Genomic DNA, 24,941 nt, shown 5'->3' with positions numbered 1-24,941 from the left:
TGTGCCGGTGCGGTTCGGCATCCTCGGCCCGACGGAGGTCCTCACCGCCACCGGCGACGCGCTCCCGGTGGGCGGGCCGAGGGTGCGCGCCCTGCTCACCCTGCTGCTGCTCGACGCGGGCCGGGTGGTCTCGGCCGAGAAGCTGATCGGGGGCCTGTACGGCGAGCAGGCCCCCGCGAACCCGGCCAACGCGCTGCAGTCGCAGGTGTCCCGCCTGCGACAGGCCGGGATCGCGGTGGACCTGCTGCCCGCCGGGTACCGGCTCGACGTGGACCCGGCGACGGTGGACGCGCACCGGTTCGAACAGCTCGCGGCCGACGGCCGCCGCGCGCTGGCCGCCGGGGACCACGCGGGCGCCGCCGCGCGACTCGGGGACGCGCTGGCGCTCTGGCGTGGTCCCGCGCTGGCCGACGCGCCGCTCGCCGCGTCGGCCGCGACGCGGCTGGAGGAACTGCGGCTGGCCGCGCTGGAGGACCGGGTCGACGCCGACCTCGGCACCGGTGCCCACCAGCCCCTGGTCGCCGAACTCGGGGCGCTGATCGCCGCGCACCCGCTGCGCGAACGCCTGCGTGGCCAGCTGGTCCGCGCGCTGCACGCCGGTGGCAGGCGGGCCGAGGCGCTGGCCGCCTTCGAAGACGCCCGCCGCACGCTCGCCGACGAACTGGGCGTCGACCCGTCACCGGAGCTGGCCGCGATCCACCTGGCCGTGCTGCGCGCCGAAAGCACGCCCGAAACCCCGCGCTCGACCCTGCCCGCCGCGCTGACCAGTTTTGTCGGCCGGTCCGCCGAACTGCGTCAGGTGGGCACGCTGCTCGGCGACGGCAGGCTGGTCACGCTCACCGGCCCCGGCGGAGCGGGCAAGACCCGGCTGGCGGTCGAGGCCGCGCGGAGCTGGCCCGGTGAGACCTGCCTGGTCGAGCTGGCCCCGATCGACGCCGACGTAGCGCAGGCCGTGCTCAGCGCGCTCGGGCTGCGCGAGAGCACCTTTCCCGACCGAGCTGACCGGACCGACCGGCCGGCGACCCCGCCCGCCGACCGCCTGGCCGCCGCGCTGGCCACCCGGAACCTGCTGCTGGTGCTGGACAACTGCGAGCACGTGGTGGACGAGGCCGCCGGGCTCACCGCCCGCCTGCTGGCCGCCTGCCCGGCGCTGCGGGTGCTGGCGACCAGCCGCGAGCCGCTGGCGATCACCGGTGAGGCCACGCTGGCCGTGGCGCCGCTGCCGGTGGCGCCGCCAGGTTCACCGCCCGCCGACGCGGTGACCTATCCGGCCGTGCGGTTGTTCGCCGAACGCGCCGCCGCCGTGCGCCCCGGCTTCACCGTCGACGAGCAGACTGTGGGCGACGTGCAGCGCGTCTGCGCGGCACTGGACGGGCTGCCGCTGGCCGTCGAACTCGCCGCGGCCCGCGTCCGCTCACTGCCGCTCGGCGAGATCGCCGTGCGCCTGGACGACCGCTTCACCCTGCTCTCGCGCGGCGACCGGACCGCCGCGCCACGCCACCGCACGCTGCGGGCGGTCGTCGAATGGAGCTGGGAACTGCTCGCGCCCGAGGAGCAAGCGCTTGCGCGACGCCTGGCGGTGTTCGCGGGCGGGGCGAGCGCGAACGCCGTCGCGGCCGTCTGCGGTGCCGGTGAGGTCGGTGAGCTGGCCGAGAAGTCCCTTGTGGACCTCGGACCGGACGGCCGGTACCGGATGCTCGAAACGATCAAGGTCTTCGGCGCGGAAAAGCTCGCGGAGGCAGGCGAAACCGAGCGGCTGCGGCGCGCACACGCCGAGCACTTCCTCACCTTCGCCGAAACAGCCGAGCCGCACCTGCGCAGCGCCGCCCAGCTCGACTGGCTCGCCGCGCTGGACGCGGACTACGAGAACCTGCTGGCCGCGCTGCGCTGGGCCACCGACGCCGACCCGGTGCTGGCGCTGCGGTTGGTGGCGCCGCTGTGCACGTACTGGTGGATGCGCGGGCGCCGGTCCGAGGGCTCGATGCTCAGCCGGGACGTGGCGGTGCGCGTCGGCCCCGAGCCGCCGCCGGGCCTGCACGACGAGTTCGTGCTGTGCGTGGGCAACGCGGCGACCGGCACGCCGGTGCACGACCGGCTCGGCCCGCACCTGGAGGCCGTCCGCCGGTTCGCCCGCGACTGGTCGCGGCCGCCGCGGTACCCGATGCTCGCGATGGTGGTCGGCCTGGTCGCCGGGCCGCCCGATCCCGGCACCCCGGCCGACCGCCTCGGCCCGGAGGGGTTCGCGAGCGATCCGTGGAGCCAGGGCCTCGCGCTGATGGGCACCGGGCTCAAGCGCATGCTCCAGGGCGACAACAACGAGGCCGAGCGGCTGCTCAGCGCCGCCGTCGACGCCTACCGCGCGCTGGGTGAGCGCTGGGGGCTTTCGCTCGCGCTGAGCCACTACGCGCTGCTGCTCGGCAGGCGTGGTGAGCTGGCGGCCTCGGTCGCGCTGTCGGACGAGGCGCTGGCGCTGACCGAGCTGATCGGCGCCACCGACGACACCGCCGAGCTGCTCTACCAGCGCGCCGACCGGCGCCGCGGGCACGGCGACCTCACCGGCGCGGAGGCCGACTACGAGCGTGCGATCGGGCTGGCGCGCCGGGCGGGCACCCCGGAGGCACTGGCCTCGGCGTACCACGGACTCGCCGAGGTGGCCCGGCTGCGCGGGCGGTACGCGCTGGCCCGCGAACTCCTCGGCAAGTCGCGCGCGGAAGGCTCGACGGGTGGTTTCACCCAGGAAATGACCCAGGTGCAGGCACTGGTCACCGAGGGCAGGATCGACGAGGCCACCGGAGCCGTCGAGGCGGCCGAGCGCCGCTACCGCGAGGCTCTCGGCGCGCCGGTCAGCACACGCGACCACACCGCGGCGGCCGACGCCGTCGACGGGCTCGCCGGGATCGCGCTGCGCAACGGCGAGCCGGAACGGGCTGCCTTCCTGCTCGGTGCGGCGGTCGCCCTGCGCGGGGTCGCGGTCGCGGGTGATTCCGACGTCGCGCGCGTCGCCGCCGCGGCCCGCGAGAACCTCGGTGGCGAGGCCTTCGACCAGGCCTACGCGCGCGGGCAGGCGCTCAGCCCGCCGCTGGCGCTCAACGCCGCCGGGGCATGACCAGGGGCAGAGCGAACTTGTCCCCGCTGCGGACCATGCCGATCAGCGGCTTGACCATTACGCCCAGCACCTTCGCGGCGGACCGGCGGCCGTTGCGGCGGGCCAGTTCCGGGCCGAACGCGCCCATCAGCTCGACCAGCGCGGGCAGCGGCCGGACGAACAGCGTCAGCTCCCGGATCAGCCCGTTCTCGTCCAGTCGCGCCACCGACGACTCCTCGATCGGCACGCCGTTGATCCGGCCCGTGTAGACCATCGCGCGGGTGTGCTCGTCGCCGGTGTCGGTGTGGAACCGCATGTCTTCGACCTTGGTGAAGGCGACCGCCACGATCCGCGCGATCTCGGCCTTGCCGGTGAACCGCATGCGGTCGGTCAGCGGTGAGATCAGCACCGCGTCCTCGGCGAACGCGCTCATCACCAACTCCAGGTCCGCCTTTTCGCCGCCTTCGCGGTAACGCTCGGTCGCTGTCGTCGACATCACAGTGCCTCCTCGGGTAACGCCGTCAGCCGCCGCAGCCCGTGCCACAGCAGGTCGGTGGTCAGCGCGACCACTCGCGCGCGCGGCAGGTCGCGGTTGTGCCACCACCAGCCGGCGATCGCGTTGACCGCGCTCTTGTAGGTCTCGGCGAACAGCTCGTTCGCGCGGGGGCGCTCGAGATCGGTGGACAGCGGCACGGCGGCGAACAGCTCGGCCAGCTTCTCCGTGGCGCCGGCCTGGGCGCGGCGGTGCACCTCGGCCACCTCCGGATCCACCGGCGCTTCGGCGAAGATCATCCGCCAGCCGCGTTCGTTGTGCTCGATCCAGCCGAAGATGGCGTCCACCGTGGTGGTGAACAGCTCCTCGGCGTCCTTCGGCTCCGGCAGCCCGCCCCAGGCCGCCTGCAACTTGTCCACTTCGGACTGGAGCAGTCCGGAGTAGAGCTGCGCCTTGGCCGGGAAGTGGTCGTAGAGCACCGGGGTGCTGATCCCGGCGCGGGTGGCGACCTCGCGCATGCCCGCGCCGTCGTACCCGCGCTCGGCGAACACCTCGGCCGCCGCCGCGAGGATCCGCTCCCGGCGTTCCACCCTGCTCAAACGCTTACCTGACATCGGTTAGGTACCATACCTGACAATCGTTAGGTTGACGCGCGCGGAGTGCCGGGAACGGCTCACGTACGCTGGCCGACCGTGCGGAAGAACGTTGTTGTCATCGGCGGCGGGATCATCGGACTGGCCACGGCGTGGGAACTGACCCGCCGCGGCGACCAGGTCACCGTGCTGGAGAAGGAAGACCACTGGGCGGCCCACCAGACCGGGCACAACTCGAACGTGGTGCACGCCGGGTTGTACTACAAGCCGGGCTCGTTCAAGGCCCGGATGTCGGTGGCGGGCAACCGGTCCATCATCGACTTCGCCAAGGAGCACGGCGTCGGTGTCGAGGTCTGCGGCAAGCTGGTGGTGGCCACCTCCGACGCCGAACTGCCCGCGCTGGGCGTGCTGGCCCAGCGGGCCGAGGCCAACGGCGTGCCGGCGAAGCTGATCAGCGCCGACGAGGCCCGTGACTACGAGCCCGAGGTCGCCTGCGTCAGCGCGTTGCGGGTGGAGTCCACCGGCATCATCGACTTCCCCGGCGTCTGCCGCGCGCTGGTTCGCCTGCTCGAAGAAGCCGGGGCCGACCTGCGCCTGGGCACGCCCGCGCTGGGCATCCGCAGCCGGGACTCGAAGGTGGAGGTCGCCACCGGCACCGAGGTGCTGCGGGCCGACGCGCTGGTCAACTGCGCCGGGCTGCACTCGGACCGGATCGCGCGGCTGGCCGGGCTGACCCCGAAGGCCCGCATCGTGCCGTTCCGCGGTGAGTACTACGAGCTGCGTGAGGACCGCCGCCACCTGGTGCGCGGGCTGATCTACCCGGTGCCGGACGCGTCGCTGCCGTTCCTCGGTGTGCACCTGACCCGGATGCTCGACGGCAGCGTGCACGCCGGGCCGAACGCCGTGCTGGCGCTGCGCCGCGAGGGCTACCGCTGGGGCGACATCTCGCCGGCCGACCTGGCCGAGGTGGCGCGGTTCCCCGGCATCTGGCGGCTGGCGAAGAAGTACGCGTACCCGATCGGCCTGGACGAGGTGCGCCGGTCGTTCTCGAAGAAGCGGTTCGCGAACAGCCTGGCGAAGCTGGTGCCCGCGGTTCAGCCGGAGGACATCGTGCGCCACGGTTCGGGCGTGCGGGCGCAGGCCCTGCTGCCGGACGGCTCGATGGTCGACGACTTCCTGATCGAGACGGCGCCGAACCAGGTGCACGTGCTCAACGCCCCGTCACCGGCGGCGACCAGCGCGCTGGAGATCGCCAAGCACGTGGCGGACCAGGTTTCGTGAGGTCGCGCCGGAATCACGGCAGGTTGGCGGCTACCAAGGGAGCCGCGCGCTTGACCTCGTCGCAGTAGGGGCCGTTGTCGCTGTCGCTGCGGTTGATCAGGACCGCGGACTTGTTGTCGTAGGCGAGGATCGCCGTGCACGCGCGGTCGCCGCCAGGGTGCAGCGCCCAGGTGCGGCCGCCCGCGTCGAAGGTCTCGCCGGACGCCTTGTGGTGGTAGTCCAGCTCGTCGGCCGAGCGGTCCGGCGAGACCATCACCACCAGCAGGTCGAACTCGCTGTTGCCGGACACCTGCCACTCGCAGCCGCCGGGCAGGTCGGCGGCCCAGCCCTTCTCCAGCTTGCGCGGGTTCGGCCGCAGGCTCAGCTCGTCGGCCTGCGGCTGGGTCAGCAACGCGCAGCCGTCCACCGAGGCCAGCGGGCTCGGCGCCGGGGGCGGTGGGGCCGGTTGGCCGCCGGGCAGCTGCGACGCGACCAGTTGGACCGCCTCGCGCACCGGCTCGCAGGACTTCTCCGGGGTCCGCCGGTCGCCGGAACCAACAAATACGAACGATCGTATGGATAGTTCTGTCGCATAGGTGCAGTAGCTCTCACCGAGGATGTCGTCGATGTACCTGGTCCAGGTGAACCCGCCCAGTTCGATCGTCTCGCCGGTTTTCGAGGACCCGAAGTAGTCGGACAGGCTCATGTCGGTGGTCAGTGCGACGCTCAACGGATCCCGCCGGTCGTCGCCGGCCTGCTTCCACTCGCACATCGGCGGCAGTTCCAGCTTCGGGTTCGCCGGTTTGCCCACCCCCGGCTCGACCAGGTCCAGCCGCTTCACGTGCTCGGGCGTGAGCAGCGCGCACGGATCGTTCGCCACCTTCGCGGGCGGCGGCGCCGCGCCGGGCCGCGCCTGACCGGGCACTTTCGCCGCGCATCCGCCGGCCAGAACCAGCACCGCGGCCAGCACCGCGAGCCGCCTCATGACCTGGGGAGCTTCGGGGCGACCAGCGGGGCCGCGGCCTTGGCCAGCTCGCAGGTCTTGTCGGCGGCGACGAAGTTGCTCGACGTGATCGCCACGTGCGACTTCTCCGAGGTGGCCGTGACCACCCGGCACATGCCGTCGATGTCGGCCGGTTTGTCGTAGATCTTCCACCGGCGGCCCCCCAGCTCCTCTTCGGCGTCCGGTTCCTCACCCGGCGCCGAGTCCTCGATCGATTCCTCGTGCTGGAAGGTGACGGTGATGTCCTCCCGGCCGCCGCTCTCGTCGGCAGGCGACCACTCGCAGCCGCTGCCGGTGTCGCCGATGGGGAAGGGCTTCATGCTCGACGCCAGCAGGCCGATCTGCTCGGCTTCCTGCGCGGTGAGCGTCGCGCACGGGTCCTGCCCGGTCAGCGGCGACTGCTGCTTCGGGGGCGGCGGGGGCGCCGGCGCGCCACCGGGCAGCTTCCCGGCGACGAACGGCGCGGCCTGCTTCGCCACCCGGCACGGGTCCCCGTCACCGGAGAAGTCGCTGCTGCCCACCCGGATCCAGCTGTTGTCCGGGAACTCGACCACCAGATCGCACAGCGATTCCAGCACCACGCCCTGGTACACCTGCCACGGCAGGCCGCCCGCCTCGAACGAGGCGTCCGCCACCGCGCCGGCCATGTACTCGCGCACGGTGATCTCGGGCGTGCTGATGCCGACGTCCACGCTGCCGCCGTCCTCGACCGTCCAGCGGCAGCCGTGCGGGATCTTGCGCTTCACCTCGGCCGGGTAGTACTGCGGCTCGCCCAGCTCCAGGTACGCCACCTGCTCCGGCGTGAAGATCTCGCACGGTTGCAGCGCGGCGAGACCGGTGAGCACCGGACCGTCCTGCGCGGGCCGCGCGTTGCCGCCGACCTGGCTGGTGCAGGCGGTCAGCAGCAGTAACGCGGCGAGCGGGACGGTCCGGCGGAACATGCGCTCACCGTACTGGGGAGAGCACCTCACGACCGGCGAAATAGGGACGAAGGGCCTCGGGAATCCGGATCGAACCGTCCGGCTGCTGGTGGTTCTCCAGGATCGCCACGATCCAGCGGGTGGTGGCCAGCGTGCCGTTCAGCGTGGCCGCGGTCTGCGGCTTGCCGTTCTCGTCGCGGTAGCGGACCCCGAGTCGCCGCGCCTGGAACGTGGTGCAGTTCGAGGTCGAGGTCAGCTCGCGGTAGGCCTGCTGCGACGGCACCCACGCCTCGCAGTCGAACTTCCGCGCGGCCGAGGTGCCGAGGTCACCGGTGGCGGTGTCGATCACCCGGTATGGCACCTCGATCTTGGCCAGCATCTGCTCCTCCCAGTCGAGCAGGCGAGCGTGCTCGGCCTCCGCGTCCTCGGGACGGCAGTAGGTGAACATCTCCACCTTGTCGAACTGGTGCACGCGGATGATGCCGCGGGTGTCCTTGCCGTACGACCCGGCCTCGCGGCGGAAGCAGGACGACCAGCCCGCGTACCGGGCGGGACCGTTCGACAGGTCGAGGATCTCGTCCGCGTGGTACCCGGCGAGCGAGACCTCCGAGGTGCCGACCAGGTACAGGTCGTCGTCACGCAGCCGGTAGACCTCCGACGAGTGCGCGCCGAGGAACCCGGTGCCCGCCATGATCTCCGGGCGCACCAGCACCGGGGTGATCATCAGCGTGAAGCCGTTCTCCGCGGCCTGCGCCGAAGCCATGTTCAGCAGGGCCAGCTGCAGCTGGGCGCCGACGCCCTTGAGGAAGTAGAACCGCGAGCCCGACACCTTCGCGCCGCGTTCCATGTCGAGCGCGTCGAGCCCCTCGCACAGCTCCAGGTGGTCCTTGACGCCGAAGTCGAACTCGCGCGGGGTGCCGACGTGCTTGAGCACGGTGAAGTCCTCTTCGCCGCCCACCGGCGCGTCGGCGTGCACCACGTTCGGCACCAGCCGGTGCAGTTCCTCGAACTCCTCCGAGGACTGCGCCTGCTCGGCCTCGGCGGCCTTCACCTGCGCGGCCAGCTCCTTGCCCCTGGCCAGCAGTGCGTCGCGCTCCTCACCCTTGGCCTTGCCGATCTGCTTGCCGAGCTGCTTCTGCTCGGCGCGCAGGGAGTCGGCACTCGCGATCGCGGACCGGCGGCGGGCGTCGAGGTCGAGCAGTTTGCCGACCACGCCCTCGTCCTCACCACGGGCGCGCTGCGAGGCGCGCACGGCTTCCGGGTCTTCGCGGAGTGTCCTGGGGTCAATCACGAGAGCTGAGGGTAGTCGCAGGCCCGGCGACAAAACCCGCCACCACCCGCCCCAGCTCGGCACCGGCGTCCTCCTGGAGGAAGTGACCGGCTCCGCGGATCGTCGGATGCTCCAGCCCGGCCGCGCCGCCGAGCTTGCGCACCTCGGGTTCCCAGCCGGCGGTGATCGGGTCGCCGTCGGAGAAGGCGGTGAGGATCGGCAGCTTCGCGGTGGTCAGCGTGGCCAGCGCGAGCCGGTTCGCCGCGCTCGCCGGATCGTCCGGGGTGATCGGCACCAGGCCCGGCATGGCGCGCGGGCCCGCCTTGTACATCTCGTTGGGGAACGGCGCGTCGTAGGCGGCGCGCTCGGCCTGTGACAGCCTGGTCATGGTCCCGGCTTGGACGAACCGCGCGATGTCCATGATCTGCGCGTTCTCCATCACCTTGCGGAAGGCGTGCCACTCGGCTGGCATGTCGTGGTCGCCGGTTGGCAGGCCGGTGTTGGCCGCCACCACCCCGGACACCCGGCCCAGGTTCTCCGCGGCCAGGCGTAGCCCGATCAGCCCGCCCCAGTCCTGGCCGACGATGGTCACGTCCCGCAGGTCCAGCGCGTCGAAGACGAGCGCGCGGACCCACTGCACGTGCCGGGCGTAGGAGTGGTCGGCGATGTCGGCCGGCTTGTCGGAGCGGCCGAACCCGACCAGGTCGGGCGCGATCGCCCGGATACCGGCGTCGGCGAGCACCGGCAGCACCTTGCGGTAGAGGAACGACCAGGTCGGCTCCCCGTGCAGCAGCAGGACCGCCGGTCCGTCCGGCGGGCCCGCCTCCACGTAGGACATTCTGACGATGCCGCAGGCGGGGTCTTCCAGGTCCGCGTAGAACACGGGGAAGTCGAAGTCGGGCAGGTCCGTGAACCGGTCGTCCGGTGTCCTCAGCAGGCGCACGCCTCCCACGCTAGTGGAAGGCGGAGCCGACTATCAGCTGATGCCGACGGCGACCACAAGACCGAGGGCCAGGTGCGCGGCCGCCACCACGACGCTCGCCGGGGCGAACTTCTCGCTTTCGATGGTGGAACCGACGTCGATCCGGGTGGCCCACTCCAGCAGGCGCACGGCCAGCACCTGGACCACGATGCCGAGCAGGCCGTAGACCAGCGAGGTGATCAGGCCCTCGGTCAGGTCGCTGGCCGAGTTGAAGATCGCCACCACCACGATGAACGCCATCGACAGCAGCCCGGAGGCGGTGACGATCACGGCGTTCGGCAGCCCGCGGCGGACCAGGTCGGACAGCTTGCCCGGGGTGGTCCAGTCGATGGCGTAGAACCCGATCAGCATGAGCAGCAGGCCGATCACGCCGTAGAGCAGGATCGCGCCGATGCCGCGGACCAGGTCCGAGCCGAAGGTCTCGGACAGGGCGAGGGTCGTCATCGTCACAGGTACTCCCAGGTACTAGGGCGGGTGATCAGCGCGGATTGTGCCTGATCACCCGATTCGCGCGTCACTCGGGGATGCGGTGCGGGACGAACGCGGCGCCGTCGTCGGTCACCAGACCGGCGGTTTCGCGGATGCCGAGCCCGGCCGCGTTGTCGCCGACGATCCACGCGCCCAGCGCCGGGCGGAAGCCGTCGAACTCGGGCAGCGGGTCGAACGCCTGGTAGACGTAACCCTCGGCGCCGTAGACGCCGCCGGTCTGCGTCTCGTAGCCGGTGGCCACGATCTGCACGTTGGCGCCCTCACGGCCGAGCTTCGGCTTGCGCACGTACTCGGTGAGCAGGCCGGGGTCGTCGTTGAAGGCGGGCAGCAGGTTCGGGTGCCCCGGGTAGTTCTCCCAGAGGATCGCCAGCAGCGCCTTGTTCGACAGCAGCATCTTCCACAGCGGCTCGACCCACAGCGTGCGCGGCAACGACTCCACGGCGTAGCGGCCGAACTCCTCCTCGACCACCCACTCCCACGGGTACAGCTTCACCAGCGTGTTCATCGGGGCCTCTTCGAGGTCGACGAACCGCTTGAGCACCGGGTCCCAGCCGACCTCTTCGATGGCCAGACCGACCGTGTCCAGCCCCGCCTCGGCGGCGGTCTCCTGCAGGTAGGAGGTGGTGATGTGGTCCTCACCGGTCGGGTCGGCGGTGGACCAGCTGAAGTGCAGTTCCTTCGACGGCAGCAGGTCGCCGACCTCGGCCCAGCGCTCGACCAGCTTCTCGTGGATGGAGTTCCACTGGTCGTCGTCCGGGAAGACCTCGGTCTTCCAGTACCACTGCACGACCGCGGCCTCGAGCAGCGAGGTCGGGGTGTCGGCGTTGTACTCGAGCAGCTTGGCCGGGCTCTTGCCGTCGTAGCGCAGGTCGAAGCGGCCGTACACGTGCGGGTCGCGGCGCTTCCAGGACTCGGCGATGTGCGGCCAGACCCACTCCGGGATGCCGAAGTCGCGGTAGCGCTCGGTCAGGATGACGTTGTCGACCGCTTCCAGGCACATCGAGTGCAGCAGTTCGACGTCGGCCTCGACCGAGAGCACCTCGTCCATCGGGAGCACGTAGTGCACCGACTCGTCCCAGTAGGGCCGCGACTGCCCGCTGCCGTACCGCGCGGGCGTGCCGAACACCAGGCCCTGCTCCTCGACGGTGCGCTGCCAGTCCCGCCGGGGAGTGCTGGATTCCCTGTGCAAGTCAGGAGCCCCCGCTCTTGCCGGTGCCGCTGGAGCCCTTGTTGCTGATGCCGAAGCCGCCGCGCTGCACCGACTTGCCGGATTTGGTGGTCACGTTGGCGTTCGACGGCGCGGTGTAGGACCCGCCGCTGATCCGCTGGCCCGGCGCGCCGGTGCCGCCGTAGTTGTAGTGGTACTGGTTGTAACCACCGCCGGGGATCGGGATGAACATGAACCCGGTGCTGTGGTTGTAGTACCCGCCGTGGCTGCTGGCGTAGCCCTCGTCGCAGTAGTCGTCGTTGTCCGTGACGATGCCGTCGGCGGTGGTGCAGGTCGCGGTGACCTCGTCCGGGGTGGCCGCGATGTACCAGGCGGCGACCAGGCCGACCAGTCCGACCGTCACGCCGCTGCCGATCAGCACTTTCCGCTTGGTGGACGCCTTGCGCTCGGCCTCGGCGCGGGCCTGCTGCTCGGCGATCTCCCGGTCGCGCTCGGCGGCGAGCGCCTGCTTGCGGGCCCGCTGCTCAGCCAGGGTGGGTTCGCGGGGAGTGGTGGTCTCCGCGTCCTGGAAGCGCATGGAACCGCGCTTGGGCTGGTCGGGGGGCTGCGCTCCCCCAGGTGTGTTCTCCGTCATCGAGCGCTCCGTAACCGCTGGCCAACCGCACTTCGCCCTGCCCACACTAGTCACCCGAATGCTGGCGCATTTGGGCGGCGCAGGCATCATGGAGTAGATGTCTGCCGAATCGGAACGGTTCCGTTCCCGGAACGAACGCTTGCGGACCTGGCTGCTGATGGCCGGGGTGTCGCTGGGCGCGATCATCGCGCTCTCGCTCAGCGTGCTGTTCTCCTGGGGTGACGAGGACATCACCGGTGGGGGCGGTGGTGGCCGCTCGGAGGCCGAGAAGGCCGCGCGCGAGGCCTTCCACTCCCCGCCCGGCAGCTGCCTGACCTGGGAACTGCCCGACGCGGGTGACGCGAAGAAGGTCGGCTGCGAGCTGCCGCACCTGTTCGAGGTGATCGGCGTGGTGGACGTGGCGCCGCAGTACCCGCCCGGCGTGCCGTCGCCCGACCTGACGCAGTGGCGCCAGCTCGGCAAGGAGAAGTGCGCCGAGACGGCGGAGACCTATCTGAAGAAGCCGCTCGACCCGGAGGGCAAGCTCTCCATCGGGGTGCTCCACCCGAGTGACCAGGAGTGGGCGGAAGGTGACCGGCAGTTGCGGTGCGGGCTCCAGTGGGCCGCGCCCGGCGGGCAGCTGCAGAAGCTGACCGGCAGCGCGGTCGACGAGGACCAGTCCAACGTCTGGCAGGTGGGCACCTGCCTGGCGCTGACCGGCAAGACCGTCGGCGACCCGATCGACTGCGCCCAGCCGCACGCCTACGAGATCATCGGGCTGCTGGACCTGGCCGACAAGTTCGACGGGGAGGAGGTGCCCTCGGACGACGACCAGAAGACCTGGCTGGACACCGAGTGCAGCAAGATCGCCGAGGAGTACACCGGCGGCGCCGACCTCACCGAGAAGAAGCTGATCCTGACCTGGGACCTGCGCAAGGCGGAGAGCTGGAAAGCCGGCTCGACCAAGGTCAACTGCAAGGTCGGCGCGAAGCTGGAGGACGGCAGCGGGCTGGCCCCGGTCACCGGCAGCCTGCACTCCGACGGCCAGGCGCCGAAGACCTCCACCGCCACCCCGGAACCGCCGCCGACCTCCGCGGTGCCCGCCGACCCGAACGCGGGCAACGAGCCGCCGGCGGACAACCACGAGCCGGTCCCGCCGTCCGGTGCGGAGTCGCCGGCGCCGCCGGACCTCCCGCAGCCCCTGCCGGGGGCCTGATGCCGGTCGACATGACGCTCGCGCGGTTCGAGGAACTGGTCGCCGAGGCCCTCGACGAGGTCCCGCCGCAGTTCGCCGCCGCGATGGACAACGTGGTGGTGCTGGTCGAGGAGTTCAACGACGAGGAACCGAGCATTCTCGGGCTCTACCACGGCATCGCGCTGACCGAGCGCAACTCCGACTACGGCGGGGTGCTGCCGGACCGCATCTCGATCTACCGGCAGCCGCTGCTGGCGATGTGCTCGTCGGAGGCGGAGGTGGTCGAAGAAGTGCTGATCACCGTGGTGCACGAGATCGCCCACCACTTCGGCATCGACGACGCCCGGCTGCACGAACTCGGCTGGGGCTGAACGGCCACCGGCTGAGTAGTCACACCTAGGGGATCTGCCGGATGACCGCACACCCGGTGGTTCGGGACAATGGGGGACATGACCGGCATTTTCTGGATCGACATGGTGTTCGGCCTGGTGTTCGGCCTGTTGTTGCTCTGGCCCGCGCTGCTGCTCGCCCTGGTGGTGTGGCGGCCGAAGGGCGGGCTGCTGTCCGAGGCGGTGCGCCTGCTGCCCGACGTGCTGCGCCTGCTGCGCAGCGTGGCCGCCGACAAGAGCATGCCGGGCGGGGTGCGGATCCGGATCAGCCTGGTCTTCGCCTACCTCGCCTCGCCGATCGACCTGGTGCCCGACTTCGTGCCCGCGGTCGGCAGGCGGGACGACGCCATCCTGGCCACCGCGGCGTTGCGCTCGATCGCCCGCCAGGTCGGCATGGGCGCGATCCACCACCACTGGACCGGCAGCCCGCAGGGCTTCGCGGTGCTCAGGGAACTCTGCGATCCCGAGGTGATCGCCGCACGCGAGCCGGACTACGCCGAACGGCCCACGAAGCCCAACCAGTACCCCTGACCGGAGCGCTGCGAAACCGTGCCGGGCCTGGCACGGTAATAGCCGTGAGCGTGCTGCCGAGAGTCCTGGACGTGGTCGCGGACCGTACCGTCGTTCCCGGCTACACCAAGCTGGGTTTCCTGCTGCGCAAGCGGTTCTGGGCTCCACTGCCGCCGGACGCCTTGCGGGGCAAGCGGGTTTTGATCACCGGGGCGAACTCGGGGCTCGGCAAGGCGGCCGCCACCGCCATGGCCCGGCTCGGCGGCACCGTGCACCTGGTGGTCCGCGACGCCGAACGCGGTGAGCGCGCCAAGTCGGGCATCCAGGCCGAGGTGCCCGGCGCCGCCATCCGGGTCGACCTGTGCGACGTGTCCGATTTGGACGATGTACGACGGTTCGCCGCCACCGTCACCGACGTCGACGTGCTCGTGCACAACGCGGGCACGCTGCCCCCGGAGCGCACTGAAACCGCGCAGGGCAACGAGGTCACCCTCGCCACCCACGTGCTCGGCCCGCATCTGCTGACCGAGCTGCTCACCCCGGCCCTGCGCGAGGGCGAACCGGGCCGGGTCATCTTCGTTTCCTCCGGCGGCATGTACTCCCAGCCGCTGCGGATCGACGATCCGCAGTACCTCGACGGCGAGTACAACGGCACCAAGGCCTATGCCAGGACCAAGCGCATGCAGGTGGTGCTCGCGCTGCTCTGGGGAAGGCGGCTGGAGTGCGACGGGATCACCGTGCACAGCACGCACCCCGGCTGGGCCGCCACTCCCGGCGTGACCGACTCCCTGCCCGGCTTCGCCAAGTTGATGGGCCCGCTGCTGCGCGACGCCGAGCAGGGCGCGGACACCGTGGTCTGGCTGGCCGCCGCCGAGGAGGGCGGGCGTCCGGAAACCACCGGGCAGTTCTGGCACGACCGCGCCCCGCGCCCGGCGCACTACCTGCGGCGAACCCGCGAAACCGCCGCGCAACGCGAAGCGCTCTGGCAGTTCTGTGAGGAGCGGACGGGCAGATGACCGATCTGGTGCTGGGCCCGCTGCTGCGGCATGTGAACGAGGAATCCGCCACCGTCTGGGTGGAGACCGACGGCCCGTGCACCGTGAGCGTGCTCGGTACCGACACGCCCACCTTCGAAGCCGGCGGGCACCACTACGCGCTGGTGGTGATCACCGGTCTCGAACCCGCGACCAGCACCCCGTACGAGGTCCGGCTGGACGGTGAGGTCGCCTGGCCGCCGCCGGGGTACACGCGGCCCGCCTCCCGCATCCGCACCCTGTCCGAAGAGGACGGACGATTCCGGATCGTCTTCGGGTCCTGCCGCAAGCCGAGGGAAATGCCCTCGCTCGGCTACGACGCGCTGGTCGCCTATGCCCGCCGGATGGCCGCGCTCGACGAGACCGAATGGCCGCAATCCTTGCTGCTGCTGGGAGATCAGGTCTACGCCGACGAGACCACCGACGACATGCGAGCCTGGCTGCGCTCGCGGCGCGACACCAGCAAGCCGCCGGGTTACGAGGTGGCCGACTTCGAGGAGTACGCGCGGCTCTACCACGAGGCGTGGCACGACGACTGGCTGCGCTGGCTGATGTCCACCGTGCCCACCTCGATGATCTTCGACGACCACGACGTGCGCGACGACTGGAACACTTCCGAGGCCTGGCGCGACAAGATGGCCGGACTGGACTGGTGGCCCCAGCGCATCCAGGGCGCGCTCGCCTCGTACTGGATCTACCAGCACATCGGCAATCTTTCGCCGGAGGAACTGGCCGAAGAGCCGATGTTCCGCCAGGTCACCAAATCCGGCGAGGACAACCTGCCCGCGCTGCGGGAGTTCGCCCGCGAGGCCGACGCCGAAGCCGACGGCCGGAAGGGCGCCCGGTGGTCCTACCGCCGGGACTTCGGACCGGTGCGGCTGCTGGTGATCGACACCAGGGCGGGCCGCCTGCTGCACGACGGGCACCGCTCGATGGTCGACGCGGAGGAGTTCGACTGGATCGAGCGCAACGCCGAAGGCGAGTACGACCACCTGCTGATCGGCACCTCGCTGCCGTGGCTGCTGCCCCGGTCGCTGGCGCAGTTGCAGTCGGCCAACGAACTCGCCTGCGACCGGCCGGGGTGGCGCGGGCGGCTCGCCGAATGGGTCCGCCAGACCGGCGACCTCGAGCACTGGTCGGCCTTCCGCACCTCGTTCGACCGGCTCTCCGGCCTGATCAGCCGCACCGGCCGCGCCGGCGCGGCGTCGATCTCCGTGCTCTCCGGCGACGTGCACCACGCCTACATCGCCAAGGCCGGGTACTCGCCGGAGGTACCGGCCGCGATCAACCAGCTGACCTGTTCCCCGCTGCACAACACGGTGCCGTGGTACATGCGGCTGGTGTTCCGGCTCGGCTGGTGGCGCTCGGCCGAGGCGGTGGCCGACGCGCTGGCCCGCCGCGCCGGGGTGCCGCCGCTGCCGCTGCGCTGGGCGCGCACCTCCGGCCCGCACTTCGGCAACGCCATCGCCACCATCGACGTGCACGGCCGCGACGCGGTCGCCTATCTGGAACGGTCGGGTGAAGCCGGGTTGACGCGCCTGCCGCCGGTGCGGCTCACTGAGCGCTGAAACCCGTCGAAAGGATTCACCCTTGCCCAGTGTGGTCGAACGCATCCGCGAAACCCCGGCCGAGCAACGCCAGGCCGAGATCGTCGAGGTGCTGGTGGACGCCTTCGACGAGCTGATGCGCGCGGACGCGGGCGCGTTCCGCCGCAAGTTCCGCAAGATGGCCGCCGCGCCGTTCGCCTTCTACCGCGGTTCGGCCTGCCTGTTCTACGCCGACATGGCCGCCGAGCACGACCGCTGGGCCGACGACCGCACCAGCCGCGTCTGGATCGAGGGCGATCTGCACGCGGAGAACTTCGGCACCTACATGGACGCCGCGGGCGCACTGGTCTTCGACATCAACGACTTCGACGAGGCCTATCTCGGCAGCTTCACCTGGGACCTCAAGCGGCTGGCCGCCTCGGTGGCGCTGATGGCATGGGGCAAGGCGATCTCCGATGTGGACATCGAGGCGCTGATCGGCACCTACCTGCGCAGCTACGTGCGGCAGGTGCGCGAGTTCGCCGACCGCCCCGGTGACGAGATGTTCAAGCTCCAGCTGGACAGCACCGAGGGCCTGCTGCACGACCTGCTCCTGCAGGCGCGGTTGTCCACCAGGGTGGGTCTGCTCGACCAGGTGACGGTGATCGAGGACTACGACCGCCGGTTCCGCCACGGTCCCGGCGTGCGCGAGCTGGACCCGGCCGAACGGGCCGCCGTCGAGCGGGCCTACGAGTCCTATTTGGACACCATCCCGCCGGGCAAGCGCTTCGGCAGCGCCACCTACCGGGTGAAGGACGTGGTGGGGCGCAAGGGCTTCGGCATCGGTTCGGCCGGACTGCCCGCGTACAACCTCCTGGTCGAAGGACCGACCCAGGCACTGGACAACGACGTGGTGCTGTCGATGAAGCAGGGCAACGTGCCCGCGCCGAGCCGGATCGTCGACGAGAACTGGATCCGCGGCTACTTCCGGCACGAGGGCCATCGCACGGCGGTCTCGCAGCGCGCGCTCCAGGCGCACGCCGACCCGTGGCTGGGCTACACCGAACTCGGCGGCACCGGGTTCGTGGTGGCCGAGCTTTCGCCGTACGTGACCGATTTGGACTGGTCGGAGCTGACCGAGCCGGAGGACATGGCGCCGATGCTGGACTACCTCGGCCGGGCCACCGCGAAGATGCACTGCGTTTCCGATTCGGACTCCGAGCAGACGCTGGTCGAGTTCCAGTGCGAGGAGGCGATCGCGTCGGTCATCGGCACCGAGGAGGACGCCTTCGTCAAGGAGCTGACCGAGTTCGGCACCGCCTACGCCGAGCTGACCCGCGATGATCACCGGCTGTTCGTCGACGCGTTCCGGAACGGCCAGATCCCCGGCGTCTGAGCACGGGAAGATCTCAACCCGCCCGTTTGCCTGTACACCCAGGTCAGCGGGTGGCTAAATACCCGATCGTGGGCGATGACGATGCCGGCACCGCCACCCAGCTGTCGCGGGGTCAGGTGCTGGCCGGAGTGGTCGGGTTCGTGCTGGGCGGTTCGGTGCTGGGTGCGCTCTGGGCGCTGTCCGGTTCCGAAACCGGACCGGCGGCCGACGCGCGGGCTGCCTGCGCCGCGCTGACGCGAATGGGGGACCTGCCCGACCCGGCACAGGGACGGCTCACCTTCGGCAGCCTGCCGCCGGGCACGCTGGACCGACTGGCCGCGGCGAAGTCGCTGGCCGAGGCCGCGGCCGAGCTGCAACCGGCTTACGAACCGCTCGCCGACCACATCGACGGGGTGAACCGCATGGTGATCAGCCTCAACTTCGACGCGAGCGGCCGCTGGCACCTCAGCCAGGCCACCGAGATCTGCACGCGAACCTGACGACGTGCTCGGCTGGAGCAGCGTCAGCCGGTGATGGTCTTGACCGTCAGCTGGTTGCCCGGGATCTGCTCGCCCGCGCAGCCGGTGCCCTCGTACGGCACGATCTTGTACGCCGTCTCCTGCGGTGGGTAGACCTTGATGCCGCTGACCGGCGTCGGCTTGCAGGTGTCCGGGTCGTAGTTGCCGACCTGCACGAAGCCCACGTCGGCCGAGGCCTTCTGCCCCGGTGCCAGCTCGATCGGCTCGCCCTTGCTGCCCTCGCGGAACGCGGCCGGGCCGACCTGGTGCTCGTCACCGCCCGCGGCGTAGGAAACGCCCGGGAAGCCCTGGATTGTGCAGGTGCGCTTGCCGGAGTTGATGAATTCGAGCTGCCGGTAAACGGTGCCCGCCGCCCCCTCACCGCCGCCGAGGGTGATGGTCAGGTCGCCGACCTTGCACAGCTTGTCGTTGGCCGCGGCCGGTGCTTCGCCGCCCGGTGAGGTGCTCTCACTGGTCGTCGGTTGCGTCGTGGTCGGTTCGGACGTCGGCGCCGAGGAACTGGTCGGCGTGCTCGCCGCCGGTGCGGCCGTCTGCGGTGCCTGCTCCCCACAGGCCGTCAGGGCGAGGCCCAGCGTCGCGAACGTGGCCACGGTGACCCAGTTACGATTTTTCATTTTGTACCACCTCCCCGTTACCAGGTGACTACCCAGTAGACGTGCCGACCACACTCGAGGTTGCGCCGGTAGGTTCGTCACCATGCCCGGATTCTGTGACGAAGCGTGGCGGCACACGGCGAAGCTACAACAGTCCGTGTTGGCCCACCCGTTCAACGAAGAGCTGGCAGCGGGCACTTTGTCGCCCGAACGGTTCCAGTTCTACCTCGCCCAGGACGCCCGTTACCTGATCGGGTTCGGCCGCGCGCTGGCCGTGGCCGCGACCCGCGCGCCGGACCCCGAGGACCTCAGCTTCTTCGCCGGCGCCGCCCGTGAAGCCGTGGTGGTCGAACGCGCGCTGCACGAGGGCTACTTCGAGAAGTTCGGCCTGAGCGAAGCCGATCTCGACGCCATCGAGACCTCGCCCACCTGCCTGGCCTACACCTCGTACCTGCTCGCGGTCGCGCAGGCGGGCAGCTACCCGGAGCTGATCGCGGCCCTGCTGCCGTGCTTCTGGATCTACCAGCACGTCGGCGAGCACATCCTGGCCGGCCAGTCCGGCACCGGCGCCGACAACCCGTACCAGGCGTGGATCGACACCTACGCCGACGACGAGTTCGCCGCCGCGGTCACCAGCTGCCGCGAAGCGGTCGACCGCGCCGCCGAATCGGCTGACGCGGTGACCCGATCGCGCATGCTTTCCGCTTTCACCCGCGCGTGTGAGTACGAATGGCTCTTCTGGGACTCGGCGCACCGGATGGAGGCCTGGCCGACCGCGCACCTGCGCTGAGGCTCAGACGGGGTCGTCCACCCAGCGCAGGCAGCGCCAGCCGCCCTCGACCGACTCCAGCTGCACGATGCCGGTGTTCGGGATCAGGCCGGAGTCGGCCAGCTCCGGCAGCACGTTGTCGCACAGCCACTCGGCGGCCAGCCGGATCGAGCCGCCGTGCCCGACCAGCACCACCACGCCGTCGGCGTCGGCGTCCTCGTGCTTGGCACGCAGGTCGCCGACCGCCTTCCGGTACCGCTCACGCACCTGCGTGCCGGTCTCCCCGCCGGGCAGCGGCACGTCCAGCTCACCGCGTGTCCACGAGTGCATGACCTCGGCGAACGCCTTCATCGCCTCGTGGTCGGCGCGGTCCTCCAGGTCACCGACGTTGATCTCGTGCACCCCTTCGACCGGCTGCACCCGCATGCCGAACACCTCGGCCACCGGCGCGGCGGTCTGCTGCGCCCTGGTGGCCATCGAGGCGTACACCGCGCGCACCGGCTCGTCGGCCAGCCGGTCCGCCAGCGCGGCGGCCTGCTCCCGGCCCAGCTCGGTCAGCGGCGGGCCCGGCAGCGCGGTGTTGAGCGTCTTGAGCACGTTCGACTCACTCTGCGCATGCCGGATCAGGTACAGCTTCACGCCAGTTCTCCTCTCCGGACCGCGGCCACCCAGTCCACGGCTCCGGTGAAATCGTCGTTCGCGGCGCCCGCCTGAATGGTCGCCGGCACCTGGTCGGCCCGCGGGTGCGAGCCGAGGAAGCGCAGGCCGGAGCAGCGCCGCCGCAGCGCGGCCAGCGCGTCGCCGATGCGCGGTTCCGAAATATGCCCTTCGAAGTCCATGAAGAACAGGTATTCGCCGAAGTTTCCCTTGGTCGGCCGCGCGTCCAGGCGGGTCAGGTTGATGCCGCGGGTGGCCAGCTCGGTGAGCAGCTCGGCCAGGGTGCCGGTGCGGTTCGCCGCGGCGGCCACGATCGAGGTGCGGTCGGCCCCGGTCGGCTCCGGCAGCGTGCCCGGCGGCTTCAGCAGCAGGAACCGCGTCCTGGCGTCACGCACGTCGGCCACCTCGGTGGCCAGCACGCGCAGCGGGTAGTGCTCGGCGGCCACCGGCGCGGTCACCGCCGCGTCGAACTCGCCCTGCTGCACGGCCACCGCGGCGGCCGCGGTGGAGGCCGCCGCCACCGGCCGCGCCTCGGGCAGGTTCACCTCCAGCCACTGCCGCACCTGCGCGAGCGCGTGCGGATGGCTGGCCACCGTGCGGATCGGCTCGGCGTCCGGCCTGGCCAGCACGGTGAAGTGCACCGGCAGCAGCGCCTCGGCGACGGCCACCAGCAGCTCCTGCTCGGCCAGGCCGTCCAGGGTCGCGGTGACCGGGCCCTCCACCGAGTTCTCCACCGGTACGCAGGCCGCGTCGGCCTCCCCTTTGCGCACCGCGGCCAGTGCCGCCGGAATGGTCTCCATCGGGAGCAGTTCGTCGTCAACGGTCAACGTGCGGGCGGCCTGCTCGGTGAAAGTCCCCTGCGGGCCGAAATAGGCGATTCGAGACACACGGCAAGGCTACGCACCCACTTTCACTCGCATAGCCGGTAGGCGGAACGGTTACGCGCTCCGCCGTTTTTTGCGATGCTGGGGGCGTGACCGCACATCCGGGCACACACGCCGGCCGCCAGAGTTCGCCAGCCAGTTTCTCCGCGAGCAAACCCGTACTGGTGTTGTGTGCCGTCGACGAACCGCTCGCCCGTGCCTGGCGGCACGTGGTGGACACAGTGGACGGTCCGGTCCGGGTGCACCGGGGGTCGGTGCTGGACGTGCCCGCCCAGGCCGTGGTCAGCCCGGCGAACTCGCACGGCTGGATGCGCGGCGGCGTCGACGCGGTCTACTCGCGGGCCTTTCCGGAGGTCGAGCAGCACGTGCGCAGTGCGGTGCTCGCCTACCACGGCGGTGAGCTGCCGATCGGCGAGGCGCTGGTGGTGCCGACAGGGGAGCCGGCGCCCGCGTGGCTGATCAGCGCGCCGACCATGCGCGAGCCCGGTGAGGGCCTGCCGCCCGACACCGTGCACCCGTTCCTCGCCGCGCGCGCGGTGTTCCGGCTGTGGCGCGACGGGCGGTTCGAGCACGGCGACGAGATCCGGCACGGCGTGGAGACGATCGCGATGCCCGGCCTCGGTACCGGCGTCGGCGGAGTGGCGCCGGACACGTGCGCCCGGCAGGTCGCCGCGGCGTGGGCCGAGGTCTTCGGCGGCTGACGCCCAGCTCAGGAACCGATTCGAAGCGCAACTCCAGTGGTTGGACAACCGGGGTGGACTTCGTCACAGCGCGTTTGCCCCCGGTAAGCCCTACCGTTAGATCGACGTTGTAACCCACGTCGATTTCATGCGGCGCAGCCGGCCTCGACGCCGAGGGGAGTGCGGATGCCACGGGTTCGTGAGCTCAGCCCCTATGTGGAGCTACACCGCGATCAGTGGCGGGAGCTGCGCAGATCCACTCCACTGCCGCTCACCGCGGCCGAGTTGCTCCGCCTGCGCGGGCTCGGGGAACAGGTCGACCTCGCCGAGGTGGCGGAGGTCTACCTGCCGCTCTCCCGGCTGATCAACCTGCAGGTCGCCGCCAGGCAACGGCTCTACGAGGCGACCACCACCTTTCTCGGCGAGGACTGCCGCGGCACCAAGGTGCCGTTCGTGATCGGCATCGCGGGCAGCGTGGCGGTCGGCAAGTCGACCACCGCGCGCATCCTGCGCACTCTGCTCGCCCGGTGGCCCGACCACCCGCGCGTGGACCTGGTCACCACCGACGGCTTCCTCTACCCGAGGGTCGAGCTGATGCGGCGCGGCATCATGCACCGCAAGGGCTTTCCGGAGAGCTACGACCGGCGCGCGCTGCTGCGCTTCGTCACCGAGGTCAAATCCGGCGCCGAGCGGGTCAGCGCCCCGGTCTACTCGCACCTGGCCTACGACATCCTGCCCGGTGAGGAGCAGGTGGTGGAGCAGCCGGACATCCTCATCATCGAGGGCCTCAACGTGCTCCAGCCCGGCCCGCGGCTGACCGTCTCGGACCTGTTCGACTTCTCCATCTACGTCGACGCGCACACCGACGACATCGAGCGCTGGTACGTCGAGCGGTTCCTGAAGCTGCGGCACACCGCGTTCGCCGATCCCGCCTCGCACTTCCACCACTTCGCCGGCCTGCCGGACGACGAGGCCCGCGCCGAGGCACGTCACCTGTGGCACACCATCAACGAACCGAACCTCATCGACAACATCAAGCCCACCCGCCCCAGGGCCACGCTGGTGTTGCGCAAGGACGCCGACCATTCCATCAACCGGGTCCGGTTGCGTAAGTTGTAATTACCGAGGTGGAATTTGACGCTGCGTTGAACTTCTCGTCCGATCGGCCGAGGAGTTCGCAGGTGCACTAACCGGTTGGCCGATACCGGGGCGGACCCGCCCCAGCGACCCTGGACTAGGAAACACATCCTGACCAGGGAGGAGGCGCGGCCATGTTCACGACCATCATGACTTGGGTCGGCGCGATGTTCGGTGTCGCGGTTCTGCTGGTGATGGCTGCCGGTGCGTTTTTTGTCGATTTCGACGACGCGGCCGGCGACGCTGCCGACCGCAAGGTCAAGAACGGCAAGTCGTGAGGTTCAGCCCAGCGCGGTGAGCGCTCGCTGATAGTTCTCGATATCAAGTGCGATTCCGTCTTCGGATTCGTGTGCGTTTTCCAGCAGCACGCCCCGCAGCCGGTCCAGCACCGCCGACCGGTCCAGCCCGCTGTCCCGCAGCGTCCGCGCGGCCGCCCAGACCTCGGGTGGTTCGTTGTCCCACAACTGGTGCACCACCATCGCCTTGGTGCCGAGCAACTCGGCCGAGCGGGTGTCGAGCGACTCCGCGGCGACCGCCTCGTGCAGTTCGGGGTGCTCACCGAGGACCAGGAGCACCCGGTCGTCCAGGTCGGCGGGGTCCAGATCGACCTCTTCGTCGCCGATGGTCGTGTGCGCCTCGGGCAGCGCGAACCGCCGCCGCTCCAGCACCGCTTCCACGTCGTCGTCCTCGCCGATACCGTCGAGGTACGGGTCACCGTTCTCATAGAGGCCGTCGGCCATTTCGAGCAGCTCGTCCAGCGCGTTCTCGGACAGCCCGCGCTCGGCCGCCCGCCAGCGGATCCAGGCCTCCAGCAGCTCCGGCGACAGCTCTTCCGGCAGCTCGTCGGCCACCATCAGCAGCAGTTCCGGGCCGACGTGCAGTTCCCAGCGCGGCTCCTGCTGCTGGGCGAACACCGCCAGCCACTCGACCAGCTCCCGGTGCTCCGCGGTGTTCTCGACGCCGGGGTTCGCGGTGAAAAACCGCTCGACCGCCGCGTCGACGTCCACCTCCACCTCCCGCGGCGGCTCGTCCGGGATGTTCCCGAGCAGGCGCAGCCGGTTGATCACCAGGCCCTCGACCGCGAGGTGCTCCGGCATCATCGGATCGGTGCGGATCAGCGCGTCGGTGAGCAGCCGCCGGGCTTCGACCCCGGAAATCCGCTCCAGGCTGTCGTCCTCGTCCAGGTTCTCGCGCAGTTCGGCGAGCACCCCGGCCGGATCGTCGATCACCTCCAGCTCGTCGACCACGCCACCGAGGCCGATCAGCGCCAGCACGCCGTGGTCCCCTTCGCCGGCCCGGCCGAACGAGCAGAGCACGATGTCCTGCTCACCGAACGGGTCGCGGCACAGCCAGCACTCCCCCGGCTCGGCCCTGCCGATCTCCACCGCCCACCGCGGCGGCTGCCGGCCGGTCTCCAGCACCTCGACCAGTGCGCGGGCGGCCGCGTCCGCGGTGTCCCCGTAGGTGGCGAACCATCGCAGCCCCGCGAGCAGGTTCACCGCGCCGGGGCCCGGATGGCGGCGCGCGTAGTCGATCAACTCCAGCAGCTGCTCCGCGGTGGTCTTCTTCCGCCGGTGGTCGTCCGGCGGTGCCGCCATCTCGGAGGCGCGCAGCTCGATGTCGAGCAGGTCCTCGTCGGGCGCGATCTCCGCGAATTCGGCCAGGATCGCCCGGTACAGGCTGTTGTCCGCGGCTGGGCCACCCTGCGGCTTCCTCTTGCCGCCGGTTGACTTCTTCTTGCGACCACGGCTCACGGGGCTCATGCGGTCATCGTTCC

General features: G+C 70.8%; 26 protein-coding genes. 13 read left to right on the top strand and 13 right to left on the bottom strand.

The window, feature by feature from the left end; all coding sequences use genetic code 11:
* Positions 1-7: 7 nt before the first annotated feature.
* On the top strand, positions 8-3,106 hold the full coding sequence (locus YIM_RS01015) for a BTAD domain-containing putative transcriptional regulator (RefSeq protein ID WP_153028543.1): 3,099 nt from the start codon (positions 8-10) through the stop codon (positions 3,104-3,106).
* Here the strand turns inward: YIM_RS01015 and YIM_RS01010 are convergent.
* Positions 3,087-3,581, bottom strand: coding sequence for a nuclear transport factor 2 family protein (locus YIM_RS01010; RefSeq protein WP_153028542.1), 495 nt, complete (start codon positions 3,579-3,581; stop codon positions 3,087-3,089). The two genes, YIM_RS01015 and YIM_RS01010, sit on opposite strands and share 20 nt — an antisense overlap.
* On the bottom strand, positions 3,581-4,168 hold the full coding sequence (locus YIM_RS01005) for a TetR/AcrR family transcriptional regulator (protein WP_228005108.1): 588 nt from the start codon (positions 4,166-4,168) through the stop codon (positions 3,581-3,583). The genes YIM_RS01010 and YIM_RS01005 overlap by 1 nt, the downstream gene beginning before the upstream one ends.
* 102 nt (positions 4,169-4,270) lie before the next feature.
* Here YIM_RS01005 and lhgO point away from each other — a divergent pair, with 102 nt between their 5' ends.
* Entirely contained in the window at positions 4,271-5,452 is a 1,182-nt protein-coding gene (gene lhgO, locus YIM_RS01000; RefSeq protein ID WP_153028540.1) for an L-2-hydroxyglutarate oxidase, read from the top strand.
* A 13-nt stretch (positions 5,453-5,465) separates the two neighbouring features.
* Here the strand turns inward: lhgO and YIM_RS00995 are convergent, their stop codons facing one another.
* The 7 genes from YIM_RS00995 to YIM_RS00965 form a co-directional block, all read right to left on the bottom strand.
* Positions 5,466-6,416 carry a DUF3558 family protein gene (locus YIM_RS00995; RefSeq protein WP_153028539.1) on the bottom strand — a complete coding sequence of 317 codons (951 nt, stop codon included), beginning with the start codon at positions 6,414-6,416 and terminating at the stop codon, positions 5,466-5,468.
* On the bottom strand, positions 6,413-7,375 hold the full coding sequence (locus YIM_RS00990; RefSeq protein WP_153028538.1) for a DUF3558 family protein: 963 nt from the start codon (positions 7,373-7,375) through the stop codon (positions 6,413-6,415). Before YIM_RS00990 ends, YIM_RS00995 begins: the two co-directional genes overlap by 4 nt.
* A 4-nt stretch (positions 7,376-7,379) precedes the next feature.
* On the bottom strand, positions 7,380-8,645 hold the full coding sequence (gene serS / locus YIM_RS00985; protein ID WP_153028537.1) for a serine--tRNA ligase: 1,266 nt from the start codon (positions 8,643-8,645) through the stop codon (positions 7,380-7,382).
* The gene (locus YIM_RS00980; RefSeq protein WP_153028536.1) at positions 8,638-9,567 is read right to left on the bottom strand and encodes a haloalkane dehalogenase; all 930 of its coding nucleotides are present in this window, start codon (positions 9,565-9,567) and stop codon (positions 8,638-8,640) included. The genes serS and YIM_RS00980 overlap by 8 nt, the downstream gene beginning before the upstream one ends.
* Positions 9,568-9,600: 33 nt before the next feature.
* Positions 9,601-10,050 (bottom strand): DUF350 domain-containing protein, encoded by a 450-nt coding sequence (locus tag YIM_RS00975; RefSeq protein ID WP_153036696.1) that lies wholly within the window; start codon positions 10,048-10,050, stop codon positions 9,601-9,603.
* A 70-nt stretch (positions 10,051-10,120) separates the two neighbouring features.
* Complete coding sequence (locus YIM_RS00970) at positions 10,121-11,284, bottom strand: glutathionylspermidine synthase family protein (RefSeq protein WP_153028535.1); 1,164 nt, start codon at positions 11,282-11,284, stop codon at positions 10,121-10,123.
* A gap of 1 nt (position 11,285) precedes the next feature.
* Positions 11,286-11,897 (bottom strand): hypothetical protein, encoded by a 612-nt coding sequence (locus tag YIM_RS00965; protein ID WP_194240004.1) that lies wholly within the window; start codon positions 11,895-11,897, stop codon positions 11,286-11,288.
* Positions 11,898-11,994: 97 nt separating this feature from the next.
* Here YIM_RS00965 and YIM_RS00960 point away from each other — a divergent pair, with 97 nt between their 5' ends.
* The 7 genes from YIM_RS00960 to YIM_RS00930 all read left to right on the top strand — a co-directional run bounded on the left by YIM_RS00960 (position 11,995) and on the right by YIM_RS00930 (position 18,405).
* Positions 11,995-13,092, top strand: a complete 1,098-nt coding sequence (locus tag YIM_RS00960) for a septum formation family protein (protein ID WP_153028534.1) — start codon at positions 11,995-11,997, stop codon at positions 13,090-13,092.
* Positions 13,092-13,442, top strand: coding sequence for a metallopeptidase family protein (locus YIM_RS00955; protein WP_153028533.1), 351 nt, complete (start codon positions 13,092-13,094; stop codon positions 13,440-13,442). The genes YIM_RS00960 and YIM_RS00955 overlap by 1 nt, the downstream gene beginning before the upstream one ends.
* Before the next feature lie 78 nt (positions 13,443-13,520).
* Positions 13,521-13,991, top strand: a complete 471-nt coding sequence (locus YIM_RS48875; RefSeq protein WP_153028532.1) for a YkvA family protein — start codon at positions 13,521-13,523, stop codon at positions 13,989-13,991.
* A 44-nt stretch (positions 13,992-14,035) separates the two neighbouring features.
* On the top strand, positions 14,036-14,986 hold the full coding sequence (locus YIM_RS48870; RefSeq protein ID WP_153028531.1) for an SDR family NAD(P)-dependent oxidoreductase: 951 nt from the start codon (positions 14,036-14,038) through the stop codon (positions 14,984-14,986).
* Positions 14,983-16,572, top strand: coding sequence for an alkaline phosphatase D family protein (locus YIM_RS00940; RefSeq protein WP_153028530.1), 1,590 nt, complete (start codon positions 14,983-14,985; stop codon positions 16,570-16,572). The genes YIM_RS48870 and YIM_RS00940 overlap by 4 nt, the downstream gene beginning before the upstream one ends.
* A 22-nt stretch (positions 16,573-16,594) precedes the next feature.
* Positions 16,595-17,926 carry a DUF2252 domain-containing protein gene (locus tag YIM_RS00935; RefSeq protein WP_194240002.1) on the top strand — a complete coding sequence of 444 codons (1,332 nt, stop codon included), beginning with the start codon at positions 16,595-16,597 and terminating at the stop codon, positions 17,924-17,926.
* 68 nt (positions 17,927-17,994) lie between these two features.
* On the top strand, positions 17,995-18,405 hold the full coding sequence (locus tag YIM_RS00930) for a hypothetical protein (protein ID WP_153028529.1): 411 nt from the start codon (positions 17,995-17,997) through the stop codon (positions 18,403-18,405).
* A 23-nt stretch (positions 18,406-18,428) separates the two neighbouring features.
* On the opposite strand, the gene YIM_RS00925 is transcribed toward YIM_RS00930, so the two are convergent.
* Positions 18,429-19,058 carry a DUF4232 domain-containing protein gene (locus YIM_RS00925; RefSeq protein ID WP_153028528.1) on the bottom strand — a complete coding sequence of 210 codons (630 nt, stop codon included), beginning with the start codon at positions 19,056-19,058 and terminating at the stop codon, positions 18,429-18,431.
* Between the two features lie 82 nt (positions 19,059-19,140).
* On the opposite strand from YIM_RS00925, the gene tenA reads away from it, so the two are divergent.
* Positions 19,141-19,827 carry a thiaminase II gene (gene tenA / locus YIM_RS00920; RefSeq protein WP_153028527.1) on the top strand — a complete coding sequence of 229 codons (687 nt, stop codon included), beginning with the start codon at positions 19,141-19,143 and terminating at the stop codon, positions 19,825-19,827.
* 3 nt (positions 19,828-19,830) lie between these two features.
* Here tenA and YIM_RS00915 read toward each other — a convergent pair whose 3' ends face one another.
* Entirely contained in the window at positions 19,831-20,445 is a 615-nt protein-coding gene (locus YIM_RS00915; RefSeq protein WP_153028526.1) for a histidine phosphatase family protein, read from the bottom strand.
* On the bottom strand, positions 20,442-21,350 hold the full coding sequence (pheA, locus tag YIM_RS00910; protein WP_153028525.1) for a prephenate dehydratase: 909 nt from the start codon (positions 21,348-21,350) through the stop codon (positions 20,442-20,444). Before pheA ends, YIM_RS00915 begins: the two co-directional genes overlap by 4 nt.
* An 86-nt stretch (positions 21,351-21,436) precedes the next feature.
* Between pheA and YIM_RS00905 the strand changes: the two genes are divergently transcribed.
* From YIM_RS00905 to YIM_RS48490, 3 genes are all read left to right on the top strand, one after another.
* The gene (locus YIM_RS00905) at positions 21,437-22,048 is read left to right on the top strand and encodes a macro domain-containing protein (protein ID WP_153028524.1); all 612 of its coding nucleotides are present in this window, start codon (positions 21,437-21,439) and stop codon (positions 22,046-22,048) included.
* 165 nt (positions 22,049-22,213) lie between these two features.
* Positions 22,214-23,146 (top strand): type I pantothenate kinase, encoded by a 933-nt coding sequence (coaA, locus tag YIM_RS00900; RefSeq protein ID WP_153028523.1) that lies wholly within the window; start codon positions 22,214-22,216, stop codon positions 23,144-23,146.
* A gap of 152 nt (positions 23,147-23,298) precedes the next feature.
* Entirely contained in the window at positions 23,299-23,442 is a 144-nt protein-coding gene (locus YIM_RS48490) for a hypothetical protein (protein ID WP_194240001.1), read from the top strand.
* A gap of 3 nt (positions 23,443-23,445) precedes the next feature.
* Here the strand turns inward: YIM_RS48490 and YIM_RS00895 are convergent, their stop codons facing one another.
* A complete protein-coding gene (locus YIM_RS00895) occupies positions 23,446-24,927 on the bottom strand; it encodes a hypothetical protein (RefSeq protein ID WP_153028522.1) in 1,482 nt (493 codons plus the stop codon).
* Positions 24,928-24,941 lie beyond the last annotated feature (14 nt).

Origin of the sequence: Amycolatopsis sp. YIM 10 (assembly GCF_009429145.1) — a bacterium.
Lineage (GTDB): Bacteria > Actinomycetota > Actinomycetes > Mycobacteriales > Pseudonocardiaceae > Amycolatopsis.
The sequence above is the reverse complement of the archived record's forward strand: the minus strand, read 5'-3'. Positions and strand labels throughout refer to the sequence as shown.